The sequence below is a fragment of the Ruegeria sp. AB10 genome, assembly GCF_056542745.1.
On the sequence record NZ_JBQGAI010000006.1, the window covers coordinates 73,454 to 95,988 of the forward strand.

The 22,535-nt window shown below is 56.9% G+C and carries 29 protein-coding genes and 2 tRNA genes; 20 read left to right on the plus strand and 11 right to left on the minus strand.

Features of this window, described 5'->3' with window-relative positions:
• Window positions 1-37 precede the first annotated feature (37 nt).
• Window positions 38-415, plus strand: a complete 378-nt coding sequence (locus ACR0NT_RS13175) for a hypothetical protein (RefSeq protein ID WP_170674186.1) — start codon at window positions 38-40, stop codon at window positions 413-415.
• Window positions 416-1,021: 606 nt separating this feature from the next.
• Here the strand turns inward: ACR0NT_RS13175 and ACR0NT_RS13180 are convergent.
• Window positions 1,022-1,096 (minus strand) — tRNA-Thr (locus tag ACR0NT_RS13180).
• A gap of 83 nt (window positions 1,097-1,179) precedes the next feature.
• On the opposite strand from ACR0NT_RS13180, the gene ACR0NT_RS13185 reads away from it, so the two are divergent.
• The 10 genes from ACR0NT_RS13185 (at window position 1,180) to ACR0NT_RS13230 (ending at window position 7,867) form a co-directional block, all read left to right on the plus strand.
• Entirely contained in the window at window positions 1,180-1,335 is a 156-nt protein-coding gene (locus ACR0NT_RS13185; protein ID WP_170327942.1) for a hypothetical protein, read from the plus strand.
• 6 nt (window positions 1,336-1,341) lie between these two features.
• Window positions 1,342-2,610, plus strand: coding sequence for a UDP-N-acetylglucosamine 1-carboxyvinyltransferase (gene murA / locus ACR0NT_RS13190; protein WP_170674184.1), 1,269 nt, complete (start codon window positions 1,342-1,344; stop codon window positions 2,608-2,610).
• Window positions 2,607-3,083 carry a DUF2948 family protein gene (locus tag ACR0NT_RS13195; RefSeq protein ID WP_170674182.1) on the plus strand — a complete coding sequence of 159 codons (477 nt, stop codon included), beginning with the start codon at window positions 2,607-2,609 and terminating at the stop codon, window positions 3,081-3,083. Before murA ends, ACR0NT_RS13195 begins: the two co-directional genes overlap by 4 nt.
• A 46-nt stretch (window positions 3,084-3,129) precedes the next feature.
• Window positions 3,130-3,597 carry a GNAT family N-acetyltransferase gene (locus ACR0NT_RS13200; RefSeq protein ID WP_480443204.1) on the plus strand — a complete coding sequence of 156 codons (468 nt, stop codon included), beginning with the start codon at window positions 3,130-3,132 and terminating at the stop codon, window positions 3,595-3,597.
• Between the two features lie 53 nt (window positions 3,598-3,650).
• Window positions 3,651-4,952 carry a histidinol dehydrogenase gene (hisD, locus tag ACR0NT_RS13205; RefSeq protein ID WP_170674180.1) on the plus strand — a complete coding sequence of 434 codons (1,302 nt, stop codon included), beginning with the start codon at window positions 3,651-3,653 and terminating at the stop codon, window positions 4,950-4,952.
• A 122-nt stretch (window positions 4,953-5,074) separates the two neighbouring features.
• On the plus strand, window positions 5,075-5,875 hold the full coding sequence (locus ACR0NT_RS13210; RefSeq protein ID WP_480443206.1) for a glycosyltransferase family 32 protein: 801 nt from the start codon (window positions 5,075-5,077) through the stop codon (window positions 5,873-5,875).
• Window positions 5,876-5,944: 69 nt separating this feature from the next.
• Window positions 5,945-6,424: a UPF0262 family protein gene (locus ACR0NT_RS13215; protein WP_170448440.1), complete on the plus strand. Its 480-nt coding sequence runs from the start codon at window positions 5,945-5,947 to the stop codon at window positions 6,422-6,424.
• Between the two features lie 3 nt (window positions 6,425-6,427).
• Complete coding sequence (locus tag ACR0NT_RS13220) at window positions 6,428-6,880, plus strand: arsenate-mycothiol transferase ArsC (RefSeq protein WP_170448442.1); 453 nt, start codon at window positions 6,428-6,430, stop codon at window positions 6,878-6,880.
• A 2-nt stretch (window positions 6,881-6,882) separates the two neighbouring features.
• Entirely contained in the window at window positions 6,883-7,281 is a 399-nt protein-coding gene (locus ACR0NT_RS13225) for a ketosteroid isomerase-related protein (protein WP_170327935.1), read from the plus strand.
• Window positions 7,274-7,867, plus strand: a complete 594-nt coding sequence (locus ACR0NT_RS13230; protein ID WP_170674176.1) for a GNAT family N-acetyltransferase — start codon at window positions 7,274-7,276, stop codon at window positions 7,865-7,867. The genes ACR0NT_RS13225 and ACR0NT_RS13230 overlap by 8 nt, the downstream gene beginning before the upstream one ends.
• A 9-nt stretch (window positions 7,868-7,876) precedes the next feature.
• Here ACR0NT_RS13230 and ACR0NT_RS13235 read toward each other — a convergent pair whose 3' ends face one another.
• Complete coding sequence (locus ACR0NT_RS13235; RefSeq protein WP_480443208.1) at window positions 7,877-8,392, minus strand: excalibur calcium-binding domain-containing protein; 516 nt, start codon at window positions 8,390-8,392, stop codon at window positions 7,877-7,879.
• A 142-nt stretch (window positions 8,393-8,534) separates the two neighbouring features.
• On the opposite strand from ACR0NT_RS13235, the gene ACR0NT_RS13240 reads away from it, so the two are divergent.
• The 9 genes from ACR0NT_RS13240 (at window position 8,535) to ACR0NT_RS13280 (ending at window position 13,388) form a co-directional block, all read left to right on the plus strand.
• Window positions 8,535-9,410: a carbon-nitrogen hydrolase family protein gene (locus ACR0NT_RS13240; RefSeq protein WP_170674172.1), complete on the plus strand. Its 876-nt coding sequence runs from the start codon at window positions 8,535-8,537 to the stop codon at window positions 9,408-9,410.
• A 91-nt stretch (window positions 9,411-9,501) separates the two neighbouring features.
• Complete coding sequence (infA, locus tag ACR0NT_RS13245; protein ID WP_005978431.1) at window positions 9,502-9,720, plus strand: translation initiation factor IF-1; 219 nt, start codon at window positions 9,502-9,504, stop codon at window positions 9,718-9,720.
• A gap of 11 nt (window positions 9,721-9,731) precedes the next feature.
• Window positions 9,732-10,310, plus strand: coding sequence for a Maf family protein (locus tag ACR0NT_RS13250; protein ID WP_170674170.1), 579 nt, complete (start codon window positions 9,732-9,734; stop codon window positions 10,308-10,310).
• Window positions 10,307-11,329, plus strand: a complete 1,023-nt coding sequence (locus ACR0NT_RS13255; protein WP_170674168.1) for a ribonuclease E/G — start codon at window positions 10,307-10,309, stop codon at window positions 11,327-11,329. Before ACR0NT_RS13250 ends, ACR0NT_RS13255 begins: the two co-directional genes overlap by 4 nt.
• Window positions 11,326-11,508, plus strand: coding sequence for a DNA gyrase inhibitor YacG (locus ACR0NT_RS13260; RefSeq protein WP_170448454.1), 183 nt, complete (start codon window positions 11,326-11,328; stop codon window positions 11,506-11,508). Before ACR0NT_RS13255 ends, ACR0NT_RS13260 begins: the two co-directional genes overlap by 4 nt.
• A 79-nt stretch (window positions 11,509-11,587) precedes the next feature.
• A tRNA-Phe gene (locus ACR0NT_RS13265) sits at window positions 11,588-11,662 on the plus strand.
• A gap of 495 nt (window positions 11,663-12,157) precedes the next feature.
• Window positions 12,158-12,631 (plus strand): hypothetical protein, encoded by a 474-nt coding sequence (locus tag ACR0NT_RS13270; RefSeq protein ID WP_170674166.1) that lies wholly within the window; start codon window positions 12,158-12,160, stop codon window positions 12,629-12,631.
• Window positions 12,624-13,040, plus strand: a complete 417-nt coding sequence (locus ACR0NT_RS13275; protein ID WP_170674164.1) for a hypothetical protein — start codon at window positions 12,624-12,626, stop codon at window positions 13,038-13,040. Before ACR0NT_RS13270 ends, ACR0NT_RS13275 begins: the two co-directional genes overlap by 8 nt.
• A 180-nt stretch (window positions 13,041-13,220) precedes the next feature.
• Window positions 13,221-13,388, plus strand: coding sequence for a hypothetical protein (locus ACR0NT_RS13280; RefSeq protein ID WP_170674162.1), 168 nt, complete (start codon window positions 13,221-13,223; stop codon window positions 13,386-13,388).
• On the opposite strand, the gene ACR0NT_RS13285 is transcribed toward ACR0NT_RS13280, so the two are convergent.
• The 9 genes from ACR0NT_RS13285 to ACR0NT_RS13325 form a co-directional block, all read right to left on the minus strand.
• Entirely contained in the window at window positions 13,378-13,998 is a 621-nt protein-coding gene (locus tag ACR0NT_RS13285; protein ID WP_170674160.1) for a hypothetical protein, read from the minus strand. The two genes, ACR0NT_RS13280 and ACR0NT_RS13285, sit on opposite strands and share 11 nt — an antisense overlap.
• Window positions 13,999-14,118: 120 nt before the next feature.
• Window positions 14,119-14,871 carry a DNA adenine methylase gene (locus ACR0NT_RS13290; RefSeq protein ID WP_170674270.1) on the minus strand — a complete coding sequence of 251 codons (753 nt, stop codon included), beginning with the start codon at window positions 14,869-14,871 and terminating at the stop codon, window positions 14,119-14,121.
• Window positions 14,826-15,842: a phage protein Gp36 family protein gene (locus tag ACR0NT_RS13295; protein WP_170674158.1), complete on the minus strand. Its 1,017-nt coding sequence runs from the start codon at window positions 15,840-15,842 to the stop codon at window positions 14,826-14,828. The genes ACR0NT_RS13290 and ACR0NT_RS13295 overlap by 46 nt, the downstream gene beginning before the upstream one ends.
• Window positions 15,843-15,848: 6 nt before the next feature.
• Entirely contained in the window at window positions 15,849-16,205 is a 357-nt protein-coding gene (locus tag ACR0NT_RS13300; protein WP_170674156.1) for a hypothetical protein, read from the minus strand.
• A gap of 98 nt (window positions 16,206-16,303) precedes the next feature.
• Window positions 16,304-17,245, minus strand: a complete 942-nt coding sequence (locus tag ACR0NT_RS13305) for a major capsid protein (protein WP_170674154.1) — start codon at window positions 17,243-17,245, stop codon at window positions 16,304-16,306.
• Between the two features lie 9 nt (window positions 17,246-17,254).
• The gene (locus ACR0NT_RS13310; protein ID WP_170674152.1) at window positions 17,255-17,593 is read right to left on the minus strand and encodes a capsid cement protein; all 339 of its coding nucleotides are present in this window, start codon (window positions 17,591-17,593) and stop codon (window positions 17,255-17,257) included.
• Between the two features lie 3 nt (window positions 17,594-17,596).
• On the minus strand, window positions 17,597-18,715 hold the full coding sequence (locus ACR0NT_RS13315; protein ID WP_170674150.1) for a hypothetical protein: 1,119 nt from the start codon (window positions 18,713-18,715) through the stop codon (window positions 17,597-17,599).
• A 324-nt stretch (window positions 18,716-19,039) separates the two neighbouring features.
• Window positions 19,040-22,177, minus strand: a complete 3,138-nt coding sequence (locus ACR0NT_RS13320; protein ID WP_170674148.1) for a calcium-binding protein — start codon at window positions 22,175-22,177, stop codon at window positions 19,040-19,042.
• Window positions 22,174-22,500, minus strand: a complete 327-nt coding sequence (locus ACR0NT_RS13325) for a hypothetical protein (protein ID WP_170674146.1) — start codon at window positions 22,498-22,500, stop codon at window positions 22,174-22,176. The genes ACR0NT_RS13320 and ACR0NT_RS13325 overlap by 4 nt, the downstream gene beginning before the upstream one ends.
• Window positions 22,501-22,535: the final 35 nt, after the last annotated feature.

A 22,535-nucleotide genomic window follows, 5' to 3' on the forward strand; every position in this document is an offset into this window, starting at 1 on the left:
CCATTCGGGTGTTAAAGAGGCAACGTGGAGAGAATTGGTGTCTGAGTACGTTGGCTTCCCTCGAAATGATGCTGAAATGAAGCTGGCTGCATTACCTTTGTCTGTGCTTATCTCTTATGCCCATTCGATCATTGAAAACCCGGAACACTGTGAGTTGATCAAAGCAGGTTGGGATCGAAACCGAACATCTTCTTGGACTGACGAGCAGCACGCGAAACAAGCTTGGAAAGAAGAGGAATTCGGTGAGGCCTTTCTGAAGACCGTTGGTTATGGTGGCCTTTACCGGCGGCATTGCCTAGCGCTGGCCCAGGTGGCAAAGGCGACCTTCAAATATCTATGCTCCACGCATGAGGACTTTGAGTCGTTTATCCTGAAGGAAATAAAGGATTCGCCATTTGTGAAGGAAATCACTTGATAGTGCGGAAAACCAGACGTCACTGGTCGATCCGATCACCATCCGAAACCGATGCGCCTATGAGTTATCTACGACTGGTAATTACCAGTTGGGTGGCACGATGCGGCTTGATCCGCCAGTGGTTACTATAAGTGTGGAGAATACGACACCGGATCAGATTGTCACTTCGGTTTCCGTGAACATCAACTCGACCGTAGATCAACCCGGAGTCCGTGAATTTGCGATGCCACGGACAAAATATACACCGGGGCGCACAGTCACAATTCCCGAGAACCGCTTCTTGATCGGTGACCTATGGATCGAGCCTGGCCGGTGGGGGACCGCAACTATTTCCAGATCTGACGTTGCAAAAGTTCTGCCGAATCTCACTGCAGCATTTGCTAGTGGCACCCTGGATCACCAAGCGTATTCCTGAAACTACCAATCCTACAGACACATTGAAATCAAGGTTAAATAACGCGGCAGAGCAGGTGCAAACAATGTAGCTTGCCTCGCTTGGTCAAATTCACAGCAAGGGTTCGGCGTGCATTTTACGCGTGCCCATGTGGTGGTAGCGGGGACAATGCACCCTAGTGGTCAAGCGAAGTCAGAACCTAGGGGAAATCCTGGTGCTGCTGGAGAGAATTGAACTCTCGACCTCTCCCTTACCAAGGGAGTGCTCTACCTCTGAGCTACAGCAGCGCTGTGGGCGGGTGATTAGACTCAAACGAAACGGGGCGCAAGGGTGTCTGGACGGTTTTTTTCGCCTCCTGTAGAGAAAGATTATGGCAGATAGAAATACACCCAAAAAACACGGCAAATCCGGGGATGCGCGCGAAGAGCGGCTGAAGGCGGCGCTGAAGGCAAATATGGCGCGGCGCAAGGCGCAGGCCAAGGCGCGTGCAACCCAAACCGACAAAGCCGACAAGGACGAGGGATAAGAGCAGATGGATTCGATTCTGGTGACGGGTAACGGGCCGCTGAACGGTCAGATACCGATTGCGGGGGCCAAGAACGCGTGTCTGACGCTGATGCCCGCGACCTTGCTGAGCGAAGAACCGCTGACGCTGACCAATGCGCCGCGGCTGAGCGACATCAAAACCATGACAGCCCTGCTGCAGTCTTTGGGGGCCGAGGTGTCTTCGCTGCAGGATGGGCAGGTGCTGGCGATGTCCAGTCACGACCTGACCAGCCACACTGCGGATTATGAGATCGTGCGCAAGATGCGGGCCTCGAACCTGGTGCTTGGCCCGTTGCTGGCCCGGTTCGGTGAGGCGGTCGTGTCGTTGCCCGGTGGCTGTGCGATTGGCGCGCGGCCGATGGACCTGCATGTGGAAGGGCTCGAGGCGCTGGGCGCCGAGATAGAGCTTGAGGACGGTTACCTGCACGCCAAGGCGCCGGGTGGTCTGAAAGGTGCGGTGCATGAGATGCGCTTTGCCTCTGTCGGTGCGACCGAGAACATCGTCATGGCGGCGACGCTGGCCAAAGGCACCACGGTGCTGAAGAACGCCGCGCGTGAGCCCGAGATCGTCGATCTGGTCGAATGCCTGCGCAAGATGGGCGCGCAGATATCGGGCGAGGGCACCTCGACCATCGAAATTCAGGGCGTTGATCGTCTGCACGGCGCGACTCATCAGGTTGTGACCGACCGGATAGAGTTGGGCACATATATGCTGGCTCCGGCCATCTGTGGCGGTGAGGTTGAGCTGCTGGGCGGGCGGATGCGCCTTGTCGAATCCTTCGCTGAAAAACTGTATGCGGCAGGGATCAGCGTTTCTGAAACCAACGAGGGTCTGAAAGTGGCCCGCAAGAATGGGCGCGTACGCGCGGTGGATGTGATCACCGAACCGTTCCCGGGTTTCCCGACCGACCTGCAGGCGCAGATGATGGCGCTGATGTGCACGGCCGAGGGCACCTCTGTTCTGGAAGAGCGCATATTCGAGAACCGCTTCATGCATGCCCCTGAACTGGTGCGTATGGGTGCGGAAATCGAAGTGCATGGCGGGACGGCTACGGTCACCGGTGTCGAGCAATTGAAGGGTGCGCCGGTCATGGCGACGGATCTGCGGGCCTCGGTATCGCTGATCCTGGCGGGGCTGGCGGCCGAAGGGGAAACCACGGTCAGCCGGGTCTATCATCTGGATCGCGGATATGAACATGTAGTGCGCAAGCTGGAAGGCGTGGGCGCCAAAATCGAACGGATCAAGGGCGAATGACAGACGCAAGTTTCCACGACGGGCGCGAGGCCCCGCTGAACCTGGGCGCGGAGGATGGCGATGACCTGCAGGTCATCTCGACCCTGACGCAGGATGCCGTATTCCCGGTGACCGAGATGACATGGCAACCGTCGCAGCGCCGTTTCGGCCTGCTGCTGAACCGCTTTCGCTGGGAGGACAAGGACGCCGCCACCCGCCGGAGGCGTGCGTTCGAGCGGGTGCAGTCGGTTCTGGTCTTCGATTCAGTGCTTTCGGTGGCAAGCCAGGGTGTGGATCGCAGCGACAAGGACATGGTGATGTCCCTGCTGTCGGTCGATTTCGAGCCGGGTGAGGACGGCGCGGGTCAGATCATCCTGACGCTGGCCGGTGACGGCGCGATCCGTTTGTCGGTCGAGGCGATTGACGCAACCCTCAAGGATGTGACGCGGCCCTATCAGGCCCCATCGGGGCAGGCCCCGCACCATCCGGAATAAGCGCGGCATATCGCAAGCGTTCTCGGGGCCGCCGACGGGTCTGGAAGTGCGTCGCGCGACCGTGTTCGACGTGTTCGATCTGAGCCGGGTTCTGATCCGCTCAATCACACAGCTGTGTCAGGCCGATCACCGGGGTGACCCGCAGGCCATCGCGAAATGGACGGCGAACAAGGACCCGGAGACGATCCGGGGCTGGATTAGGGATGGCGCGCAGATCTGGTTGGCCGAGCGCGTGGGGCAGGTCGCTGCCGTTGGTGGCCTGCGCGACGATGAGATCACGCTGCTCTATATCGATCCGGATCACGCCGGGCATGGCATCGGGTCGGCGTTGCTGCATCAGATGGAACAGGAATTGATCGCTTCGGGCCATACAGAAGCTCGGCTTGAGGCAACGCAAACGGCGCAGGTGTTTTACCGGCAGCACGGCTGGCAACCCACCGGACAATGCGGTGCGCGTGGCGATGTTTCCTGTTTCGCCATGCGCAAATCGCTGCACCCTGCCGAGAAGGGTTGAGGCCGGCCCATCCCGGCGATATGTCCCGGTCAAACGCCCCGGAGAGCCTGACCATGCCCGTTTTCCTCGATTCCTCATCGCCCGAGTTCGAAACCGCCTTTCAGGCGCTGTTGTCGGCCAAGCGAGAAGACAGCCCGGATGTGGACGCCACCGTGGCGCAGATCATCGAGGATGTTCGTGCGCGCGGTGACGCGGCAGTGATTGAACTGACCGCCAAATTCGACCGGCTGGACCTGACGCCCGAAACGCTGGCCTTTTCCGCTGTTGAGATCGCGGATGCGGTGGCGCAGGTCTCGGACGCGGACCGTGCGGCGCTGGAACTGGCGGCCGAACGTATCCGGGCCTATCACGAAAAGCAGATGCCCGAAGATCACCAATGGACCGAGGCCACCGGAGCGACCCTGGGCTGGCGCTGGTCGGCGGTCTCGGCGGCGGGGCTTTATGTGCCGGGTGGTTTGGCCTCTTACCCGTCATCGGTCTTGATGAACGCGATCCCGGCCAAGGTGGCGGGGGTCGAGCGGCTGGCCATTGCGGTGCCGACGCCGGACGGGCAGGTGAACCCGCTGGTCCTGCTGGCGGCGCAGTTGTCGGGTGTGGATACGATCTATCGCATCGGCGGTGCGCAGGCGATTGCGGCGCTGGCCTATGGTACTGAGTCCGTCGCGCCGGTGGACAAGATCACTGGCCCCGGGAACGCTTTTGTGGCAGCCGCCAAGCGCCGGGTTTTCGGCAAGGTGGGCATCGATATGATTGCCGGGCCGTCCGAAATCCTGGTGATCGCGGACAAGGACAATGATCCCGACTGGATCGCGCTGGACCTGCTGAGCCAGGCCGAGCATGACGAAAGCGCGCAATCGATCCTGATCACCGATGATGCCGGATTTGGGCAGGCGGTGGCAGAGGCCGTCAAAATACGTCTGGAAACCCTGCAACGCCGCGTGATCGCCGGGGCCAGCTGGCGTGACTTTGGCGCGGTTATCACCGTGCGCGATCTGGACGAGGCCGCGGCGTTGTCCAACCGCATTGCCCCGGAACACCTTGAGCTGTGCGTCGCCGACCCGGTTGCGCTCAGCCAGAAAACCGTCCACGCGGGCGCGATTTTCCTGGGCCAGTACACACCCGAAGCGATTGGCGATTACGTCGGTGGCCCCAATCATGTGCTACCGACGGCGCGGTCGGCGCGGTTTTCCTCGGGCCTCAGCGTGATGGATTTCCTCAAACGCACCACGCTCAGCCAGATGACACCGGAAGCGTTGCGGGCAATTGGCCCCGCGGCCGAGCAACTGGCACAGTCAGAAAGCCTGGAGGCGCACGGCCTGTCGGTCACCGCGCGGCTTAAACGTTTGAATGGCTGAACCTTATATGGCCTGCCGGCCACAGCGTCATTCAATCTGATGTCCGGCAAGCCGAAAAGGCTTGAACCGGATTGCCGACCTGCGGCGCAGTCGCAGCGGCAATCTGGTGGAAGGAGTTGAATTTGGAGCGCGTCGCTACCCTCTGGATCGGCAAGAGGTTCAGTTTCCTTGAACACCTGTGCCTGAAGTCCTTTGCCGATGTCGATCAAAAGCTGATCGTCTACCACTATGGAGACCTTGAGGACATTCCGGACTATATCGAAGTCCGGGATGCCCGAGAAATATACGATGCGCCAGAGATTTACCGCGATCCGATCCACCGATCCGTGGCGGTACACGCAGACTTGTTCCGGCTGAAACTGCTTCAGAAAACCGACTATATCTGGGTGGATGCGGATATCTATGCCCTTCGCCCACTGACAGCAAAGGACGGCTACCTTTTCCCTCTTGGAAACAAAAAAAACCAGCGGCTGATCAACAGCGTCATGGCCTTTCCAAACGACAGCCCGTCCCTCCAGACCATGTGCGATTTCGCATTTGACAGTGATCTGGTGCCACCTTGGTGGACGGACGCGCACAAACAGGCCTATCTGAAACTATATGGAAAATCCACGTATTGGAGCTTGCCTCTGTTTAGTCTGGGGCCGCCTATGCTGTATTATTTCATTAGCCAGAGTGGTGAAATGTCACGAGGGGTCCCACGCGCGGAATTGTATGCTTTGCCTCCACGATTCCGGCATCTTTGGAATGACCCGGACATGTCCAAGCTGGATTTCCTGGATTGGCAGAACAAGATGTCGATCCACTTTCATGGATCGTGGTTTCGGAAAATATTTGCTGATGCTCAAAGCCTGAACCGTGGCGCGCTGGTGGACCATTTGTTGCGAAAGCACCAGATCGATCCGAATATGCACCCGATTTAGTTTATTCCCGCGTTGTTCATGGTTTTCAGTTGCGATAAGTCTGTCTCGACCCGAACGGACCTGACGCAGATGACCCGCATTTCGCATATCGAACTGGATGACCGTAACCTGCCCCCGCCGACCCCCGAGATCGAGCAGGAGCGCAAGGTTGCCATTTATGACCTGCTGGAAGAAAATCGCTTTGCGCTGCCCCAGCGGGACGGGCGCGAGGTGCCTGAAGGGCCGTATCACGTCCAGCTGTCGATCCGGGACAAGCGGCTGGTGTTCGATGTCGCCACCGAGGCCGAGGAAAAAGCGGCCGAATTCCACCTGTCGCTGGGGCCGTTCAAACAGGTGGTCAAAGACTATTTTCAGATCTGCGAAAGCTATTTCAACGCGGTCAAGACCCTGCCGCCCAGCCAGATTGAAACCATCGATATGGCCCGGCGGGGCATCCACAATGAAGGCAGTCGCGTGCTGCAGGAACGGCTGGAAGGAAAAGCGGATATCGACACCGACACCGCCCGTCGCCTGTTCACGCTGATCTGCGTGCTGCACTTCGGGGGCTGACGGGTGACGCCTCTGCCGCAGTCGGTCCTGTTCTGTTGCGACCATAACTCGGTCCGGTCTCCGATGGCCGAAGGCATCATGAAGAAGTTCTATGGCACCGGCACCTATGTGCAATCTGCCGGAGTGCGCAATGATCTTGAGATTGACGGGTTCTGCATTTCTGTCTGCCAGGAGATCGGGGTCGAACTGTCCCGCCACCGGACGCGCTCGTTCGACGAGATGCAGGAATGGGGCGATGACCTCAGTTCCTTTGACCTCGTGGTTGCCCTGTCGCCCGCCAGTCAGCGAAAAGCGCTGGAACTGACCCGGATTTTTCACCTGGATGTCGATTATTGGCCAATAATGGACCCTACCGGGCTGGGCGAGAATCGCGAAGAAAAGCTACATCACTACCGACAGACCCGCGATCAGATCATCGGGCATCTGAAAGAACGCTGGGGCGAACCTACGGAGTGATAATGAACCAGACCGTCAAAACCTATTTCGAGGCATTCAACGCTGGCGATGTGGACGGCATGCTGGCCTGCCTGTCTGATGACGTGGCCCATCATGTAAACGAAGGCCAGATCCGTGTCGGCAAAGAGAAATTCGCCGCCTTCTGCGATCACATGAACCGCTGCTACCGCGAGAACCTGACCGATATCGTGGTGTTCGACGCCCAAGGCGGTACTCGCGCCGCAGCCGAATTCATCGTGAACGGCACCTATCTGGAGACCGATGAGGGCCTGCCCGAAGCACATGGCCAGACCTATCGTCTGCCCGCCGGGTCGTTCTTTGACCTGAAGGATGGCAAGATCACCCGCGTTACCACCTTCTACAACCTCGCCGACTGGACCAAGCAGGTCTCGAATGGCTGAGGTCACCGCCGTCCGCCCTCTGATCGGAGCGGCGCTTGAGGCCGCTCTGGACGACGTGGCGCGTCTGCGGATCGAAGTGTTTCGGGCGTGGCCGTACCTGTATGACGGTGATCTGGACTATGAACGCAGGTACCTGCAATCCTACCGCGACAGCGACAAGGCCATCGTGGTCGGCGCCTTTGACGGCGACCGCCTGATCGGAGCCTCGACCGGGGCGCCTCTGAATGAACACGCCGACGATTTCGCCGCGGCCTTCGATGGGTCCGGGCTGGATCTGTCCGAAATCTTCTACTGCGCCGAATCCGTTTTGCTGTCTGACTATCGGGGGCAGGGTGTTGGCCACAAATTCTTTGACCTGCGCGAGACCCACGCTCGCGCGATGGGGTTCAGCAAATGCGCCTTCTGTAGCGTGCAGCGCCCGGCAGATCATCCGATGCGGCCGGAAAGCTACCGCCCACTGGATGGCTTCTGGCGCGCGCGGGGATATGAACCGCTGCCCGGCGCGGTGGCGCAGTTTTCGTGGAAGGATGTCGGTCAAGAGGATGAGACCCAGAAACCGTTGCAATTCTGGATCAGGGATCTGTAAGCGCGTTTTTCAGCATCCGCTGTAATTCTTATTTCCGCTTGGCGTGATCGTATATGTCCCGCCGCGCGGACCGATATAGCACGTGCGCGATGCCGAGCGTTGCACCGGCGCGCGGTATCGCTTGGCGTTTTCTGTAAGGGTTCTACCCCACTCACAGGCCAACCCGTCTCCGTCCGCATCCAGATTGTTGGGATCTGACAGCGGACCGCCTGCGGCCAGAAACGCCTTTTGCGCCTCGGCGGCTGAGGCAAAGTCGCTGCAATCCAGATCACCGGATCGCTCGGCGTCCCGTTGGTACCGGGGCTTTCCATAAGCAACAGCCGTGCGCTGGCCCAGATAGGACACCCCAGAGCTGCGCTGCCCCCGGCTGGCCAGTTCAGCTTCGATATAAGCCAGTTCTAACGGCGATTGTGCTGCGCTATGCTGAACCCAAAGGTCCGAGGTGCTGGCTGTTTGATAGGCCGTTGGCGCAGTGCAGGCTACGAGCAGAGCACAAGCAAGGCTGGTCGGAAAGAGTGTTTTCATCGAAACCTCAGGATGTCGCCTGAACAGGTGAAAAGGTTGTTTTCGGAATTGAGCACATTTCTTTCCCATGTGAGAAAGCTCTGCAATGCTGGGCCGGGAAATCGGATGTCAAAACCTCTGACCTGTTGAATGGATGCCACCCATGAAAGTCGCAACTGCTGCCTATAACCTCGATTGGCTCGACAGTTGGGCGCAGTATGAGGACAAGCTGGATCACTGGGTTTCTGACGCGGCCAAACAGAGGGCCGAATTGCTGGTCTTCCCCGAATACGGCGCGATGGAGCTTTCAACGCTCGATGGCACCGAAGTGGCCGGTGACTTGGAGCGTTCGATCCGGGCAGTGTCGGATCGGATGGAAGACGCTCAGGCCCTGCACCAGCGTCTTGCGCGGGAATACAATACGTACATTCTGGGTGCATCGGCTCCGGTCGTCGACGGTCCGGGCCGTCCGGTGAACCGTGCCGTGATCTATGCCCCCGATGGTCAGCAGGGTCATCAGGACAAGCAGATCATGACCCGGTTCGAGCGCGAGGATTGGGATATCGCACCCGGCGGCCCGCTCAAGCTGTTCGATACCGCCTTGGGCAAGATCGGCGTTCTGATCTGCTATGACAGCGAGTTTCCCCTGCTGGGCCGCGCCCTGCAGGAAGCCGACCTGATCCTCGTTCCATCCTGCACCGAGGCACTGGCAGGCTATTGGCGTGTACGGATCGGCGCGATGTCGCGGGCGCTGGAAAATCAATGCGTTACGGCAATGGCTTCGCTGGTCGGCAGCAATGACTGGTCCGAGACGGTGGACATGAACACCGGCACCGGCGGCATTTTCGGCCCGCCGGACAAGGGCTTTCCGGCGACCGGCGTGCTGTCCGAGGGCACCCTGAACCAGCCCGGCTGGACCTATGCTGAGGTTGACCTGTCAGCCATTGCCGAGGTCCGCGCCGACGGAAATGTACTGAACCGCACCCACTGGGAAGAGCAGGCGCCCCGAGTCGATTCAGTCACAATATCCCCCCTTTAGGTGATTCCGCCCTTGAAATAAGCCCAAAATAGGCTCATTTAAGCGCACATCCTCGCAGATTCTGCGAGTGCAACGTAATGATGGAGACAACATGGCCAAGGAAGATACGCTCGAATTTCCCGGTGTCGTGAAGGAACTCCTGCCTAATGCGACGTTTCGGGTCGAGCTGGAAAACGGCCATGAGATCATCGCACATACGGCAGGCAAGATGCGTAAGAACCGCATCCGCGTTCTGGCCGGCGACAAGGTTCAGGTCGAGATGACCCCCTATGATCTGACCAAGGGTCGGATCAACTACCGCTTCAAGTAACGCCTGCCGCAATGGCGTTTATCTTAGGATCGGGCAGCCCAAGGCGGCTGGACCTGCTGTCCCAGCTTGGCGTGCAGCCCGATGCCATCCGCGCCCCCGACATTGACGAGACGCCTTTGAAGGGCGAGTTGCCCGTGCCCTATTGCAGCCGCATCACGCGGGAAAAAGTGCAGGCGGTTCAGGCGGATAATGACGATATCACTCTCTGTGCAGATACCACTGTCGCGCTGGGCCGCCGCATTCTGGGCAAACCCGAAGATGCAGGGCAAGCGGCTGAGTTTCTGCACGCTCTGTCCGGTCGGCGGCACCGTGTGATCACCTCGGTCGCTGTGCGGCGCGGGGACCGGGTGCTGCAGCGCGACGTGGTTTCTCAGGTCAAGGTCAAGCGGCTGTCCGATGTCGAAATCAATGCCTATCTGGCAACCGGAGATTGGCAGGGCAAGGCTGGGGCCTATGCCATCCAAGGCCCCGCTGGCGCGTTTATCCCGTGGATTTCGGGGTCGTTCACCGGCATCGTCGGTCTACCCCTTTCCGAAACAGCCGCCCTTTTGCAAGGCATCGGCTATCCCCTGTATCGTGAGGCATCATGAAGGGTCGCACCATCGTTCTGGACCACATCGACAACCGCGAAGCCGCCGCTTTGATGGTGGACGGCAAGCTAGACGATTTCCTGATCGCCGCAGATGCCCCTGCGCCGGGTACGATCTATCGCGCCCGCGCCGACCGTCCGGTCAAAGGGCAGGGCGGCATGTTCCTGACAACACCCGATGGCCCGGCCTTTTTGCGGCAGGTCAAGGGGCTTGCCCCCGGTGCGCTGATGCTGGTGCAGGTGACGGGTTACGCCGAGCCGGGCAAGGCGCTGCCTGTAACCGACCGCATCCTGTTCAAAAGTCGCTATGCGATTGTCACACCCGATGCGCCGGGCCTGAATATTTCACGTTCCATCCGTGACGAGGATGAACGCGACCGCCTGCTCGAGATCGCGCATGAGTGCATGGAGGGCAGCGATTATGGCCTGATCCTGCGGTCCTGTTGCGCGGGAGAGGACGCAGGCGAGATCGCTGAAGATATCAGCGCCATGCTGGCCCATGCCGATCAGGTTATCAACGACCACGGAACCGAGCCCGAACTGCTGCTGGAAGGGGACGGCCCGCATGTGTTGGCCTGGCGCGACTGGACCGACCCGGCTGAGGTCGTGACTCAAGCCGGAGGGTTCGAGTCGCATGGTGTACTGGATGCTCTGGACGTTGCGCGCGGAATTTCCGAGCCGCTGCCGGGCGGAGGGCATCTCTATATCCAGCCCACACGCGCGCTGGTCGCCGTGGATGTGAATACCGGCTCCGATACATCTCTGGCCGCCGGTACCAAGGTTAATTTTGCCTGCGCCAAGGCGCTGCCCCGCGCGCTGCGCGTGCGCGGTCTCGGCGGGCAAATCACCCTGGATCTTGCCCCCATGCCTAAGAAAGACCGCCGGGGATTTGAATCGGCCCTGCGCGCTGCGTTCAAGGCGGATGGGATCGAGACCACTTTGGCCGGCTGGACCCCGCTGGGTCACTATGAGCTGCAGCGCAAACGTGGCCGTATTCCCCTGACTGAGGGGCTGAAATGAGCTGTCCGATCTGTGGCGAAGACACGGTGATCAGATTCCGTCCGTTCTGCTCCAAACGCTGCGCTGACGTCGATTTGGCCAAGTGGCTGAACGGGTCATATGCGGTCCCTTCGCAGCGCGAAGAGGACCTGGACGCAGATCTCCCCGAAGGCGAAACCGAGCAATCGCGCCCACATTGAAAAAATGTCAAAAAGCCTCTGGACACCGCCTGTGGCAAGTCATAGAAGGCCTCCACCCAACGATAAACATCGTTCCCGTGCCCGGGTAGCTCAGGGGTAGAGCAGTGGATTGAAAATCCTCGTGTCGGTGGTTCGATTCCGCCCCCGGGCACCATTTAACTTAATGAAAAATAAGCGGTTTTCATTCATCTGACTCGATCTCCTTATCAGGGTTTGACGGTTTTTTGTGTGGGTTTGACAACTTTGCCTTTTGGGCCTTGCGTTCATACTCCCCTTCCCAGACCTGCATAGTCTTTCGGTTCTTTCGGGCCAGTGTATAGCGCGGCGCGGCTATTGGCAGGCACAGGCGCGGCTATTGGCAGTTAATCCGGACAGAAATCAGCACTGAGCGGTAATAGTGGCGCGCCGGATTGGACTGCCTCCACCAAGACCAGCTCCCGTTTCACCAACACTTCAACCGATTGTGCGGTTAAGATACAGCGTTGCCGCGCCGATATGATTGACGAGCTGCCTATTGGAGCGCCGTGAAAGTTGCAGCTTCTTCGGATATTGAACCAAACACCTTTAGTGAGTACCGGAACTTACTTGCTTCCCCACTAAGTTGTTGCCATTGTTGTGCTAACTACGACATCTCGAGATCAGAAACTCTATGCCCACACCACTAAAGGAATTCTTAACTGTCTTGGTGGGTACGACTGGTGTTCTAGGTGTAATATACATTGGACTATCGCTCACTCTCGGTCAGGATTGGATCGATACGAACGCCATGTTCGTTTTTGTGAATGGCGTGTACTGGTTATTGATTCCACCGCTTGTCTGGATGGTGCGCTTTCGTCCCGCAGCTCAATTTGGTTTCCGGTCTCCGAAAGTGAAGGTGATCCTTGAAGATGGCAAGATTATCACCGAACCCTGTGAGTGGATGGCATATCGGACTGCGGTCTCTGTCTTCAAGTTTCAAGATGATGTTGAGCAGTTCGTTTTTTCGGCATACGTCTTCAACATCCAATCGAATAAGCTTGTCCAGCTTGTGCCGATCTCGTCAGCAGAAGTAGACTTTGACGTAGGAAAACTAAAAGAAATGAAGGAAAAACTCCTCATAAAACCGGGGCACATGCATGAGTGAAGAACACAAGAAGCCAGCAGTAGTTGTACACGTTCTGAACGAGTTCAGTGTAGCAATCAACAAAGGCTCAGAACAGGGTGTGAAGAAAGGCGACACGTACCTTGTATACGCACTTGGCCCTGAATTAACTGATCCTGAAACTGGTGAATCTTTGGGGCAACTGGAGATTGTTCGCGGCAGAGCTTCCGTTCGACATGTTCAGGAAAAGGTCTCTACTCTCGAAGCTATCGAGTTTGAAGAAACTCCCGGAAGACGGAGGATTATTAAGAGAGATGGGGGGAGCAGCGGCATCTTGTCCTTAAGTTTGGGGCTCGCTCAAAGGGAAGAAATCGAGGAGAACCCAGAACGCACTAGACTGGCATTGGGTGCCGCTTTAGGCGACTTGGCAAGAATTCTAAAATCCAATTAGGCAGACTGCAATTTTTTCCAAGGTTTCGGTTTCCACAAATGCCGCTGCCACACACTTGCGTGGCAATCTACTGCTGGATGCTAGATTTGGGCCACAAGAACGCAATTGCCGCGACTGGGTTGTTATTGCGAACCCTAAATCTATGAGTAACTTACACGTTGAATTGCTTGGAGTTGATTGATGAGCGATAAAGAAAAACGGAACACCTCACATGATGCTCCATTCTCCGAAAACCCCAAGTCGGGTGATGCTGGACCGGAGTTTTATACCGAATTAAACTCGGAAAAGCCCAAGGCAGGTGAGGCGACTGAAACAGCTGTTGCGAAGTCAGAAAAGCCTAAGTGGTAAGGTACCTGACTTCTATAGACGCCACATTATCCTTTGGTATGTAGGTCATTTGTGCACCCAGTTCGGTCTTGGTCCAGGTCGCTTTGATCCATTCGTTTTCCGATGGCATTCGAACGTGCGTAGCATAAAGTGAGACTGAACCGTCCTGCCCGTAAAGGCACGGCCCATGCGGTAGATCTTCGAAACTTTTGAGGTAATCGCACATCAACGCCTGACCAGAGTTTGTTCTAACGATCAATTGAGTGGGGCGATCTGATGTCGATATTCTGAGTGTGTCCCAAGCACTGGACTTTCCGTCTGAGTAAGACACGTTCGTCAGGCGCAAAACAGCCTGAACTGCTTGAACCCCCCATTTCCTCCAAACAAGTGACATACAAATTGTAACGATGCTGGCAACGATCACTGCCATCTCATGCGTGTTGATGCACTGTTCTATGAAGATGATCATCAACTTTACAACCAGACCGAATGCCAGAGAAATAAATGTTACGTCGATCCCTGTGAGGTGACTTGATTGCCCGGTATAAGCAAGTTTGTAACAAACATATCCCGTCCCGAGGACAGCCAAAGTATCTAGGGGTAGATTGAGTAAAGTGGCAATTTCGTTCATTATTTGTTCTCTGCATTGGTTTTGAAGTGGAACGTACAGCGCGATACGAAGATTTGCAGCTAAATAGCGCAGCCACTCGGCCGCGTAGGGGTCGATTTCGTTTTACCAGGCGGTCACCCATCATTCCCCCCACCAGAAATTGCTGATCAGCAGTTCGGCCCGCGCTGTCCCGCGCGAGTCATTGGTTTTGCCGATGGTGTAGGTGGTCTCGACGGGTGTGATCCGGAACTCCGAGAAGATTTCGCGGATCTCGGGTACGTCGTTGATCGACAGCAGGAACTTGCCCCGGATGTCCTTCAGGTGAACGGCCATCCGCTCAAAATCAGCACGCTCAAACAGCGCCTTGCCATAGTCTGTCTCACAGCCCCAATAGGGCGGATCGAGATAGAAGAACGCGCTCGGCCGCTCAACGCGGCGGATGAATTCCGCATAGTCCATGCAAGTCACGGTGACGCCGGACAAGCGGGTGTGCAGCGCCTCGAGATCAGACTCCAGAGTGGTCAGGTTGAAGCGGGCCGGACGGTCGGCTGAGAGACCGAAGTTGCGCCCCGACACCTTACCACCAAACGCGGTGCGCTGCAGGTATAGGAACCGCGCTGCGCGCTGCATGTCGGTCAGTGTGGCCGGATCGGTTTTGACCAGGCGATTGAAGTTGGCCTGTGTGGTCAGCTGAAAGCGCATCAGATCCAGAAAGGCGACGTAGTGCTCCTGCAGGATGCGAAACAGGTTGTAGACGTCCTGCTGGGCGTCGTTGATGAATTCGGCGCGGGCCTGTTTGCGACGGCGTAGGAAAATCCCGCCCATGCCAACAAACGGCTCGGCATAGGTCAGATGTGGATCTGCATCGATGATGGCACAGATGCGTTTGGCCAGATTGCGTTTTCGCCCGTGACAGCATCGGCCATAGCCTCAACGGACTGCATCAGCGGTTTGTTCATCGCGGCCGAGGCATCGCCCAGCGTTTTCAGCATCCCGTTGGTGGGATCGAGGCCATAGGCGCGCAGTTGCACGAAAGACGCCATGACCTGGTCCAGCTCATAAGGCGTTTTGACGGCGAAATCCTCGACCCACTTCATGGCCTCCTGCGCGGCCAGCGCCGAACCTTCCGTGGTGGTGAGAACGGTCTGGAACCGCTCAAACTGACGGGTCGGGCTTAGCATCGCAGCACCCGCCGCCGAGACGGTGCCGCTATAGGCGGTCCAGAGGCCACCGGCGACTAACGCCGCCCGGCCGACGCCAATCGCACCGTCGCGCATCATCGCGGCCGAGGATCGCAACCGTGCGCGCTGTGTGGCGATGACCTGATTGGTGCGGCGCATACGGGCGCGCAGCGCGTCCTGTGCGCGACCCAAGCGGCCGACGGATCGGGTGTATAGATCGGTTGCACGTTTTGCCGCTGCCGCCGACCGTTCTGAAACACGATTGGGGTCGGGTGTTTCGATGCTGTCCAGGTCAGCGCCGTCCAGACGGTCGCGCGGCAGATCCAGTTTGCCTTCGCTGATGGCCTGCAGGCCCTTCATGGCGGCCTTGTATCGCTCCTCGACAGTGTCGGTGATCTGACCCTGACTGCCTTTCTTGTCACGCAGGCGGTACCGCACGATGTCGTAACCGAAGCCCTGCAGCAGGTTGGGCATGTCCTGAACATCGACCGTGCGCAGCCAGTCATGGCGCACGATTACGAACCCGGCGATCAGCTCATCAACAAAGGCGATTTCCTTGTCGATCTGCGCCACGTCGATCTGGCTGCCTTCCAGGCTGTTGAAGGCTCCGGTGCCCGCGATCAGCTGGGCTTCGGCCTCGCCGAACTGGGCAATAAAGCCGTCAGAGGTCAGGAAACGCCCCATCGTCGTTTACTCTTTGGATGCCTTGGCAACGGCGACGTTTTCAGCGGTCAGCTGCATCCCGAGCTTTTCGTTCAGCTCACGCAGCGCGTCGGCGCGGATATCGCCATCCTTCTTGAAGGCCTCATCGGGCAACTCCAGCACGGCCGCGCGCACCTTGGCGAATGTCTCGGCCTCAGCCTTCACAACGTCGGCGACGTTCTTGTCAGTATCGCCGGTTTCGTCTGCAGGCGCGTCTTCGGGATCCGCTTCACGCACCGCGCCGTCCGGCAGGTCCGCCAGATCGTCGTCGGTCAGCTCGATGGGATCTCCGGCCGCGTAATACTTGCCGTCTTTCTTGATGCGGTGGTTCGCAATATGGGACATTTCAGGTCTCCGTTGATTGGGGTTGGCAGTTTTCTGTCATGCCCAGGACGCCTGTGACGGGGTTGATCCCCGCTCTCCTGCTCTCAGGGGGGTATGGCTTAGATCGGGTTCTGGAAGAGGAAACCTGCATCCGCGCCGGTCAGCTCAGGCGACCATTCTTCCTTGATCTTGTAGACCCAGCTGTCGCAGCTATCGTCCGAATAGGGCTTCATGATCATCGGGTGGCCGCGCAGGCGGTAGGTGTAGCCAAAGGACGGAACCATGTAATTCGTGCCCTCCGGCTTGAACGACAGGATCGCATCGTCGCCCCAGATATCCTGCGCATCCGCGTCATCCGGCGCGGCGTCGTCCAGGAACACCGCCTTGCCGACAATGACCTTTTTGACGTCAAAATACTTCGCCAGCATCTCGACCGTGATCGAGTCGGAGCTGGTGTATTTAAACTGCTCCTTGATCTTGGGATGTTCGCTCAACACGTTGAACGTGGACGCGCCGATGGTCAGTTGGTTGGGGTAACGACCGATGCGGCGGCGGATCTGTTCTTTGCCTTCCTTGATGTCCTTTGCCGGTTCACTGTCGGGGTCCGACCACTTGTCAGTTCCGGTCAGAGACATCTTGTTGTTGGCACCGTAGTTGTTCGGATCCCGAACAATCCCGGCGATGTCGAATTCGCGGCCAAGGGCGATGATGTCGAGAACCATCTCGACGCTGCCGCGCGCCAGATCAACGCCGGGCACCTTGGAGGCTTCTTCCATGTTTTCCCACGGCACCTTTGCAGCCAGAGCTTCCTGCTGCAGGGCCACCGGGTTGGAGGCGTAGCCATACTGCACGGTCTGGTATTCCGCGCCGGGCGCGCGGCGCGTGTTCATCTTGCGGAAACTGTCCTTGCCGAATTTCAGCACGCGGACGCCACGGGTCGGAATATCCACCACCGGCAAAAGCAGGTGCCCGATCATTTCAAGATTGCGATAGCCCTGCGCGTGTGTTGACAGGATCGGGTCGATTACACGGGCCTGAGCAGTGTTCATGTTACGAGTCATAGTGGCCCCTTACTTCACAAGGATTTTGACGATGTCGCCGGGATTGGCGGCGGCGGTCAGGGCCAGCCCGGTGGCAACCCCTGCGGCTTTGGTGATCGGCTGCCCGTTTGCGTCCGACTGGACCTCGGCCCCCTTGGCGATGGGGGCACCGGCGATCATGTCGCGCACGCCGATGATATCGACGGCAACGGCGCGACCGGTGACTTCGTCGTTATGCGACACGCCGATTGCGGCCTCACCGTCACCGGCTTGTGTGCCGTTGACCGTGACGAAGCGATGCGCGGTGACATTCCCCGTCAGCGTGACGGAAATGCTCAGAACAGAAATGGAGGACAAAAGCGGTCCCATGGATCAGACTCCCTGCACAGCGGCGACGGCGTCGATATAGGCCGTGCCGGGGTTGGCTTTTTGGAACGCGACCGCTTTGCCGTGCAGCGCGAGGTCTTCGCGATCCACCGACAGACCATCCGGTGCGGCAAAGGACACATTGGCCGAACCCGGCTCATCGCCCAGATCGGTCTCGCCTTGCGGCACGATCTCCGGCTGCGCATTCAGGATGTCTTTCAGCAGGTCGGCCGGGTTGGTGGTTTTCTCGGTCCCATCATCCGAGAACGAGATCTCGGTCTCAGACAGACCGCCCAGTTCATCCAGCAGCGCAGCCACGCTGTCTTTCTGGACCGGCAGCAGCTTGCCCTTGGCGATCAGATCGTCTGCAAAGGCAACGCTTGCAGTATGCAGCAGCTTGCGTTCGCGCTTGGCCAGATCAGCCTCGCGGGCCGCGAGGTCTTTGGGATCTCCACCCATTGAGGTCTCCTTTGGTTCAGGTGAGGTAAAGCCGGGGGCAGTTTCAGGCTCATCGCCTGCCTGCTCGATCCAGCGGATGTGATATTCAGGGACGGCTTGGTCTGCGGCATCCATCCCGTATTTCTCGATGAAAAACTCGCGGATGCGGCGGAAGATCGAGCCGCTGCTCTCGGCGATCTCTGGCAGCGAAAACGCCACCTCGATCAGATCGTCATCGCCACTGTCAGCAAATTCGACCGGGGCCAGACCGCTCACGGCCGGGGCGGCACCGCCCAGAAAACCGATATGGCGCGGGTAGTAGTTGCCAGGGACTGGGTTGTTCGAGGCATCAGGCGCGAAGAACTTCATCGACACCTTACGGTAGCGGCCTTCTTCAACGGCCTCGACGAACTCGGGGGCCAGCTTGTTCAGCTCGGCCACCAGCGTGCCGTTCTCGTTGACCTCAAAGCCTAATGCCCAACCGAAAGCCGGATCGTCGTGCTTGGGGTGGCCAACAACAACCGGAGCTGGCGCGGCCTCGGGATCGTACCCGGATGCCATTGCGGCCACGTCAGCTTCGGTGAACGCGTATTCCTGGCCGTTCATCGCCTTGAAGGTGCCCGGCCGGAACACCTCCACCTTGCGTGTCGCCGCTACATTGGTCTGCCCCTTGGGTTTGGTGGACATGGATAATTTGCTCCATCGAATAACTCGTGGAGGCAAATTAGCTGGCTGATTGTAGGGGAAATACCTGAACTGAGTTCAGGGGAGGTGCGATGCACCCGCTGCCCTGATCATGCCGAAGATCGGGCCGTTCGCAAGCGATTTGTGAAATCGGAGACGAGGGAACGATATCAGGACCGCCGTACAGCGTTTTTAACGGTGGGTTTAACGCAGGTGGCAGAGTTTCGGGTGAGAAGATACCCGTAGGGTTGTTTGTGCCCCTGTAAGAGGCTCAAATCAAATTATCCCTGGGCGGTGCAATTTGCCGCCGCCCAGGGGTAGAGATTTTTATACGAACGAGAATTGATCTTCTGTCAGCGATGCGACAGCAATGCCATCGAGTTCAACCGAGCCGTTGTCCCACTCGATGCGTGTACCGGACCCGGTGTCAACGAATGTAAGATCTGCGTAGGAGCCTCCGGAGAGATGAATCTGGTCTGAATTCAACTCAAAATCGGTGATCCGATCAGCACCACTGGCCGTCTGGGTATCAAATACGAACTCATCAGCGCCAGCTCCGCCAGTTAGAACGTCATCCCCAGCACCGCCAGAAATCAAGTCGTCTGTTGAAAAGCCGACAATGGTGTCATCACCGGAGCCACCCAATAGAGACTTCGCGGCGATCCCGGCCAGATCTAGTACAGTACCGTCCGCAAATTCGATCTGTTCCATCTGCTCCCTGGTATTGTCGAAGTGATCGGTGACGGTGACTGTGTCGCCATTGCTCAGCGTGATCACCAAGTCCTCACCGGAATTTTGCGAAAACACCACGTCGTCAACGTTCACATCGGTGAAGACAAGCCGGTCGTCCTCACTCCGAGTGCTATAGTCCTTGATCGTATCACTGCCATCGCCGAGGCTGTAGATGTAGGTGTCGGCGCCAGTGCCACCGATCAGCGTGTCGTTACCAACGCCGCCGTGGAACGTGTCAGAGCCGGTGCTACCGCGTACCACGTCGTCGCCGTCACCATTTTGGTCGCTGATCGCTTTTGCGGCAATCCCTGCCAAATCGAGCACGGTACCGTCAGCAAACTCGATCAACTCCATATCTTCCCAACCATTGTCAAAATGGTCGGTGATGGTGATCGTGTCGCCATTGCTCAACGTGATGATCAGGTCTTTACCGGAATTCTGCGAGAAGGTTACGTCGTCGGCATTCACATCGGTGAAAACAAGACGGTCGTCCTCGCTCCGGGTGCTATAGTCTTTGATCGTATCACTGCCATCGCCGAGGCTGTAGATGTAGGTATCGGCGCCAGTGCCGCCGATCAGCGTGTCGTTACCGACCCCGCCGTGGAACGTGTCAGCGTCGTTGCTGCCACGTACCACATCGTTGCCATCGCCATTCTGATCGCTAATCGTTTTTGCGGCAATCCCGGCCAAATCGAGCACGGTACCGTCAGCAAACTCGATCAACTCCATATCTTCCCAACCATTGTCGAAGTGGTCGGTGATGGTGATCGTGTCGCCATTGCTCAATGTGATGATCAGATCTTTACCGGAATTCTGCGAGAAGGTTACGTCATCGGCATTCACATCGGTGAAAACAAGGCGGTCGTTTTCACTACCTTTGGTGCTATAGTCGCGGATCGTGTCACTGCCGTCGCCAAGACTGTAGGCGTAGATATCCCCTCCAGCGCCCCCATTCAGCGTGTCGTTGCCTTCACCACCGAAGATTAGGTCGCTCTCTGAACTTCCAGCAACAATGTCATCACCAGCGTCAGCTTTGATGTAACTTGCACCGTTTGCCGTAATTGTGTCGTTGCCTGTTGTGCCGTCTAGAAGTTGCTGACCCTCCAAGGAAGTTAAGGAGGTTAGGAATTCGGTAGACGGGTCCAAACCAGCCTTTACTGCAGCGACCTGTAGTAAGAGTGTAAATTCTTCTTTGCTAGCACTCATGTCTTCTTGCAGAAGCTCTACGGCGGCAATTGCGCTAGACGCAGTGATCGTTCCATTCCCAATTGAATTTTGCAACCCAGAAAGGACTTTAGATAAGTCACCGCTCAACGCCGGACTAGTCGGCGAATAGTTTGTTGTTAGAATTGCTAGAGCACTTAGAGGATGACTTGAGAATTCTGTGTAAAAATCATCCAAGCTGCTCATCGAAAAAAATGCACTCGCGGTTGCCGATTGCGCCATAAACCGCCCCGCAAGCTTCTCTAATAGTTGATCAAAGGACTCGCCAATCTCTCTGCCCGCATTAACGCGCGGGTCAGAGCCGCCATATTGGTCAACGTAGCCAGTGCCATATGCTTTCTCTAGAAAAGCCAATTTGCGAGCGTCAATGTGGCTGCCACGGCTACTTGGGTCTACATCTGCAACATCAGCCCAGTTAAAAAGAAAGCTTTCGAACTGGGACTTGAAACTGGCTATGTCACCCGCCGACAGTAGTCCCATTAAGTCAGCGGCCTCAGAACGCAAGTCATCGTCCAAAGACAAGGCAACCCAAGTCGAACTGATTTGCCCGTAGCCCCAGAGCACAGGCATAGCCAAAGCTTCCGCGTTGTATTCGAAATTTTCGGGAAGAACTGCGACTGATATGCCCGTGTTGTTTTGGAAATGAATATCTTCGACTAATCCAGTGCTGCCATCAGAAAAGGTCACGTTACTGCTGTGAGACACCAAGTGTTCTTGGTTGGTTTCATCAACCTCAGTAGCATTAAGATCTATTGAGGTTATACCCACATCACTCAGGCTTTGAAGTTCACCGTCGTCAGACTTGCCGTCCTGATCCAGATCGCGCCAGATGAGGAGATTCGCAAACTGATCATCATTTTCGTCAATTACTCCATCGGAGTTTGAATCCAATTGTTCCAACTGAGCAAAGCCATTACTGTACCCAGTTGCGTTGCCAAATAATTCTGAATTGTCGTCAATGTTACCATTGCCGTTTGCATCCATGGCAAGCAACCCGTCGTCAGGGGCAACCCACCCGGTGTGCTCGGCAAAGCCATCGACATTTAAATCGAAGAAAGTCGGGGATTCATCAAGTGACGTCAGCTCAATTCCATCGCCATCCAAATCAATGACGAGAGGGGAAACTGGCGGACTATTGAAGGCATCATCGCAATTTAAATCGTCTTTGTTACCAAATTCAGCGCCCATAAATAGATCACTAAAAAGATCGTCCAGGAAGGGGCTGAGTGCGGGGTCAAATCCGTCCTCACCATACATAGAGTCTCCCAAGGCATCTACTGCTTCACTAGTTATCCACGTAAATCCACTCAATACCCCCATGCCAAGTGCCGTCCACCCGAGAACGGCAGCTGTGCCCAGTATTCCTGGAAAAAAAAGCACGCCAAGAGCAGTGGCTCCGAGAGCTGCGGCACCTAAAGATACTGCCGAAAGCCCAAAGACACTGGTCACGGTTTCAAATGCGTTATGAAGCTGCCCAAAATTCGGATGTGGTTTTTGTTCACAAGTCATTCCTTACCCCTTCTATATGCTCTGGTCAGAATTGCTATTGCGAATGAATTAAGAATTAATTCACCTAACCCCCAATAAATGCTATTGAGGAGGTTAATAGAGACTGCCGACAAAATCGACATAATCCCCAGAATTGGGAACAAATGTTTATCATTTATTTTCGCCTCAAAGTTTATTCTTCCAATAAGTGAAGTATATGCAATGTGGGCAAAAATTAGAGAGCTCCCCGGCTGTTGCTTCAGAATGGAAACCGCCAAGAACATGAAGATAGAAAACAATCCTATTGCTTTGTTTTTGGATTCAAAACCATCAAATTTAATCATGGGCACAGTTCCGCTTCAACCACAATCCGCTAAAC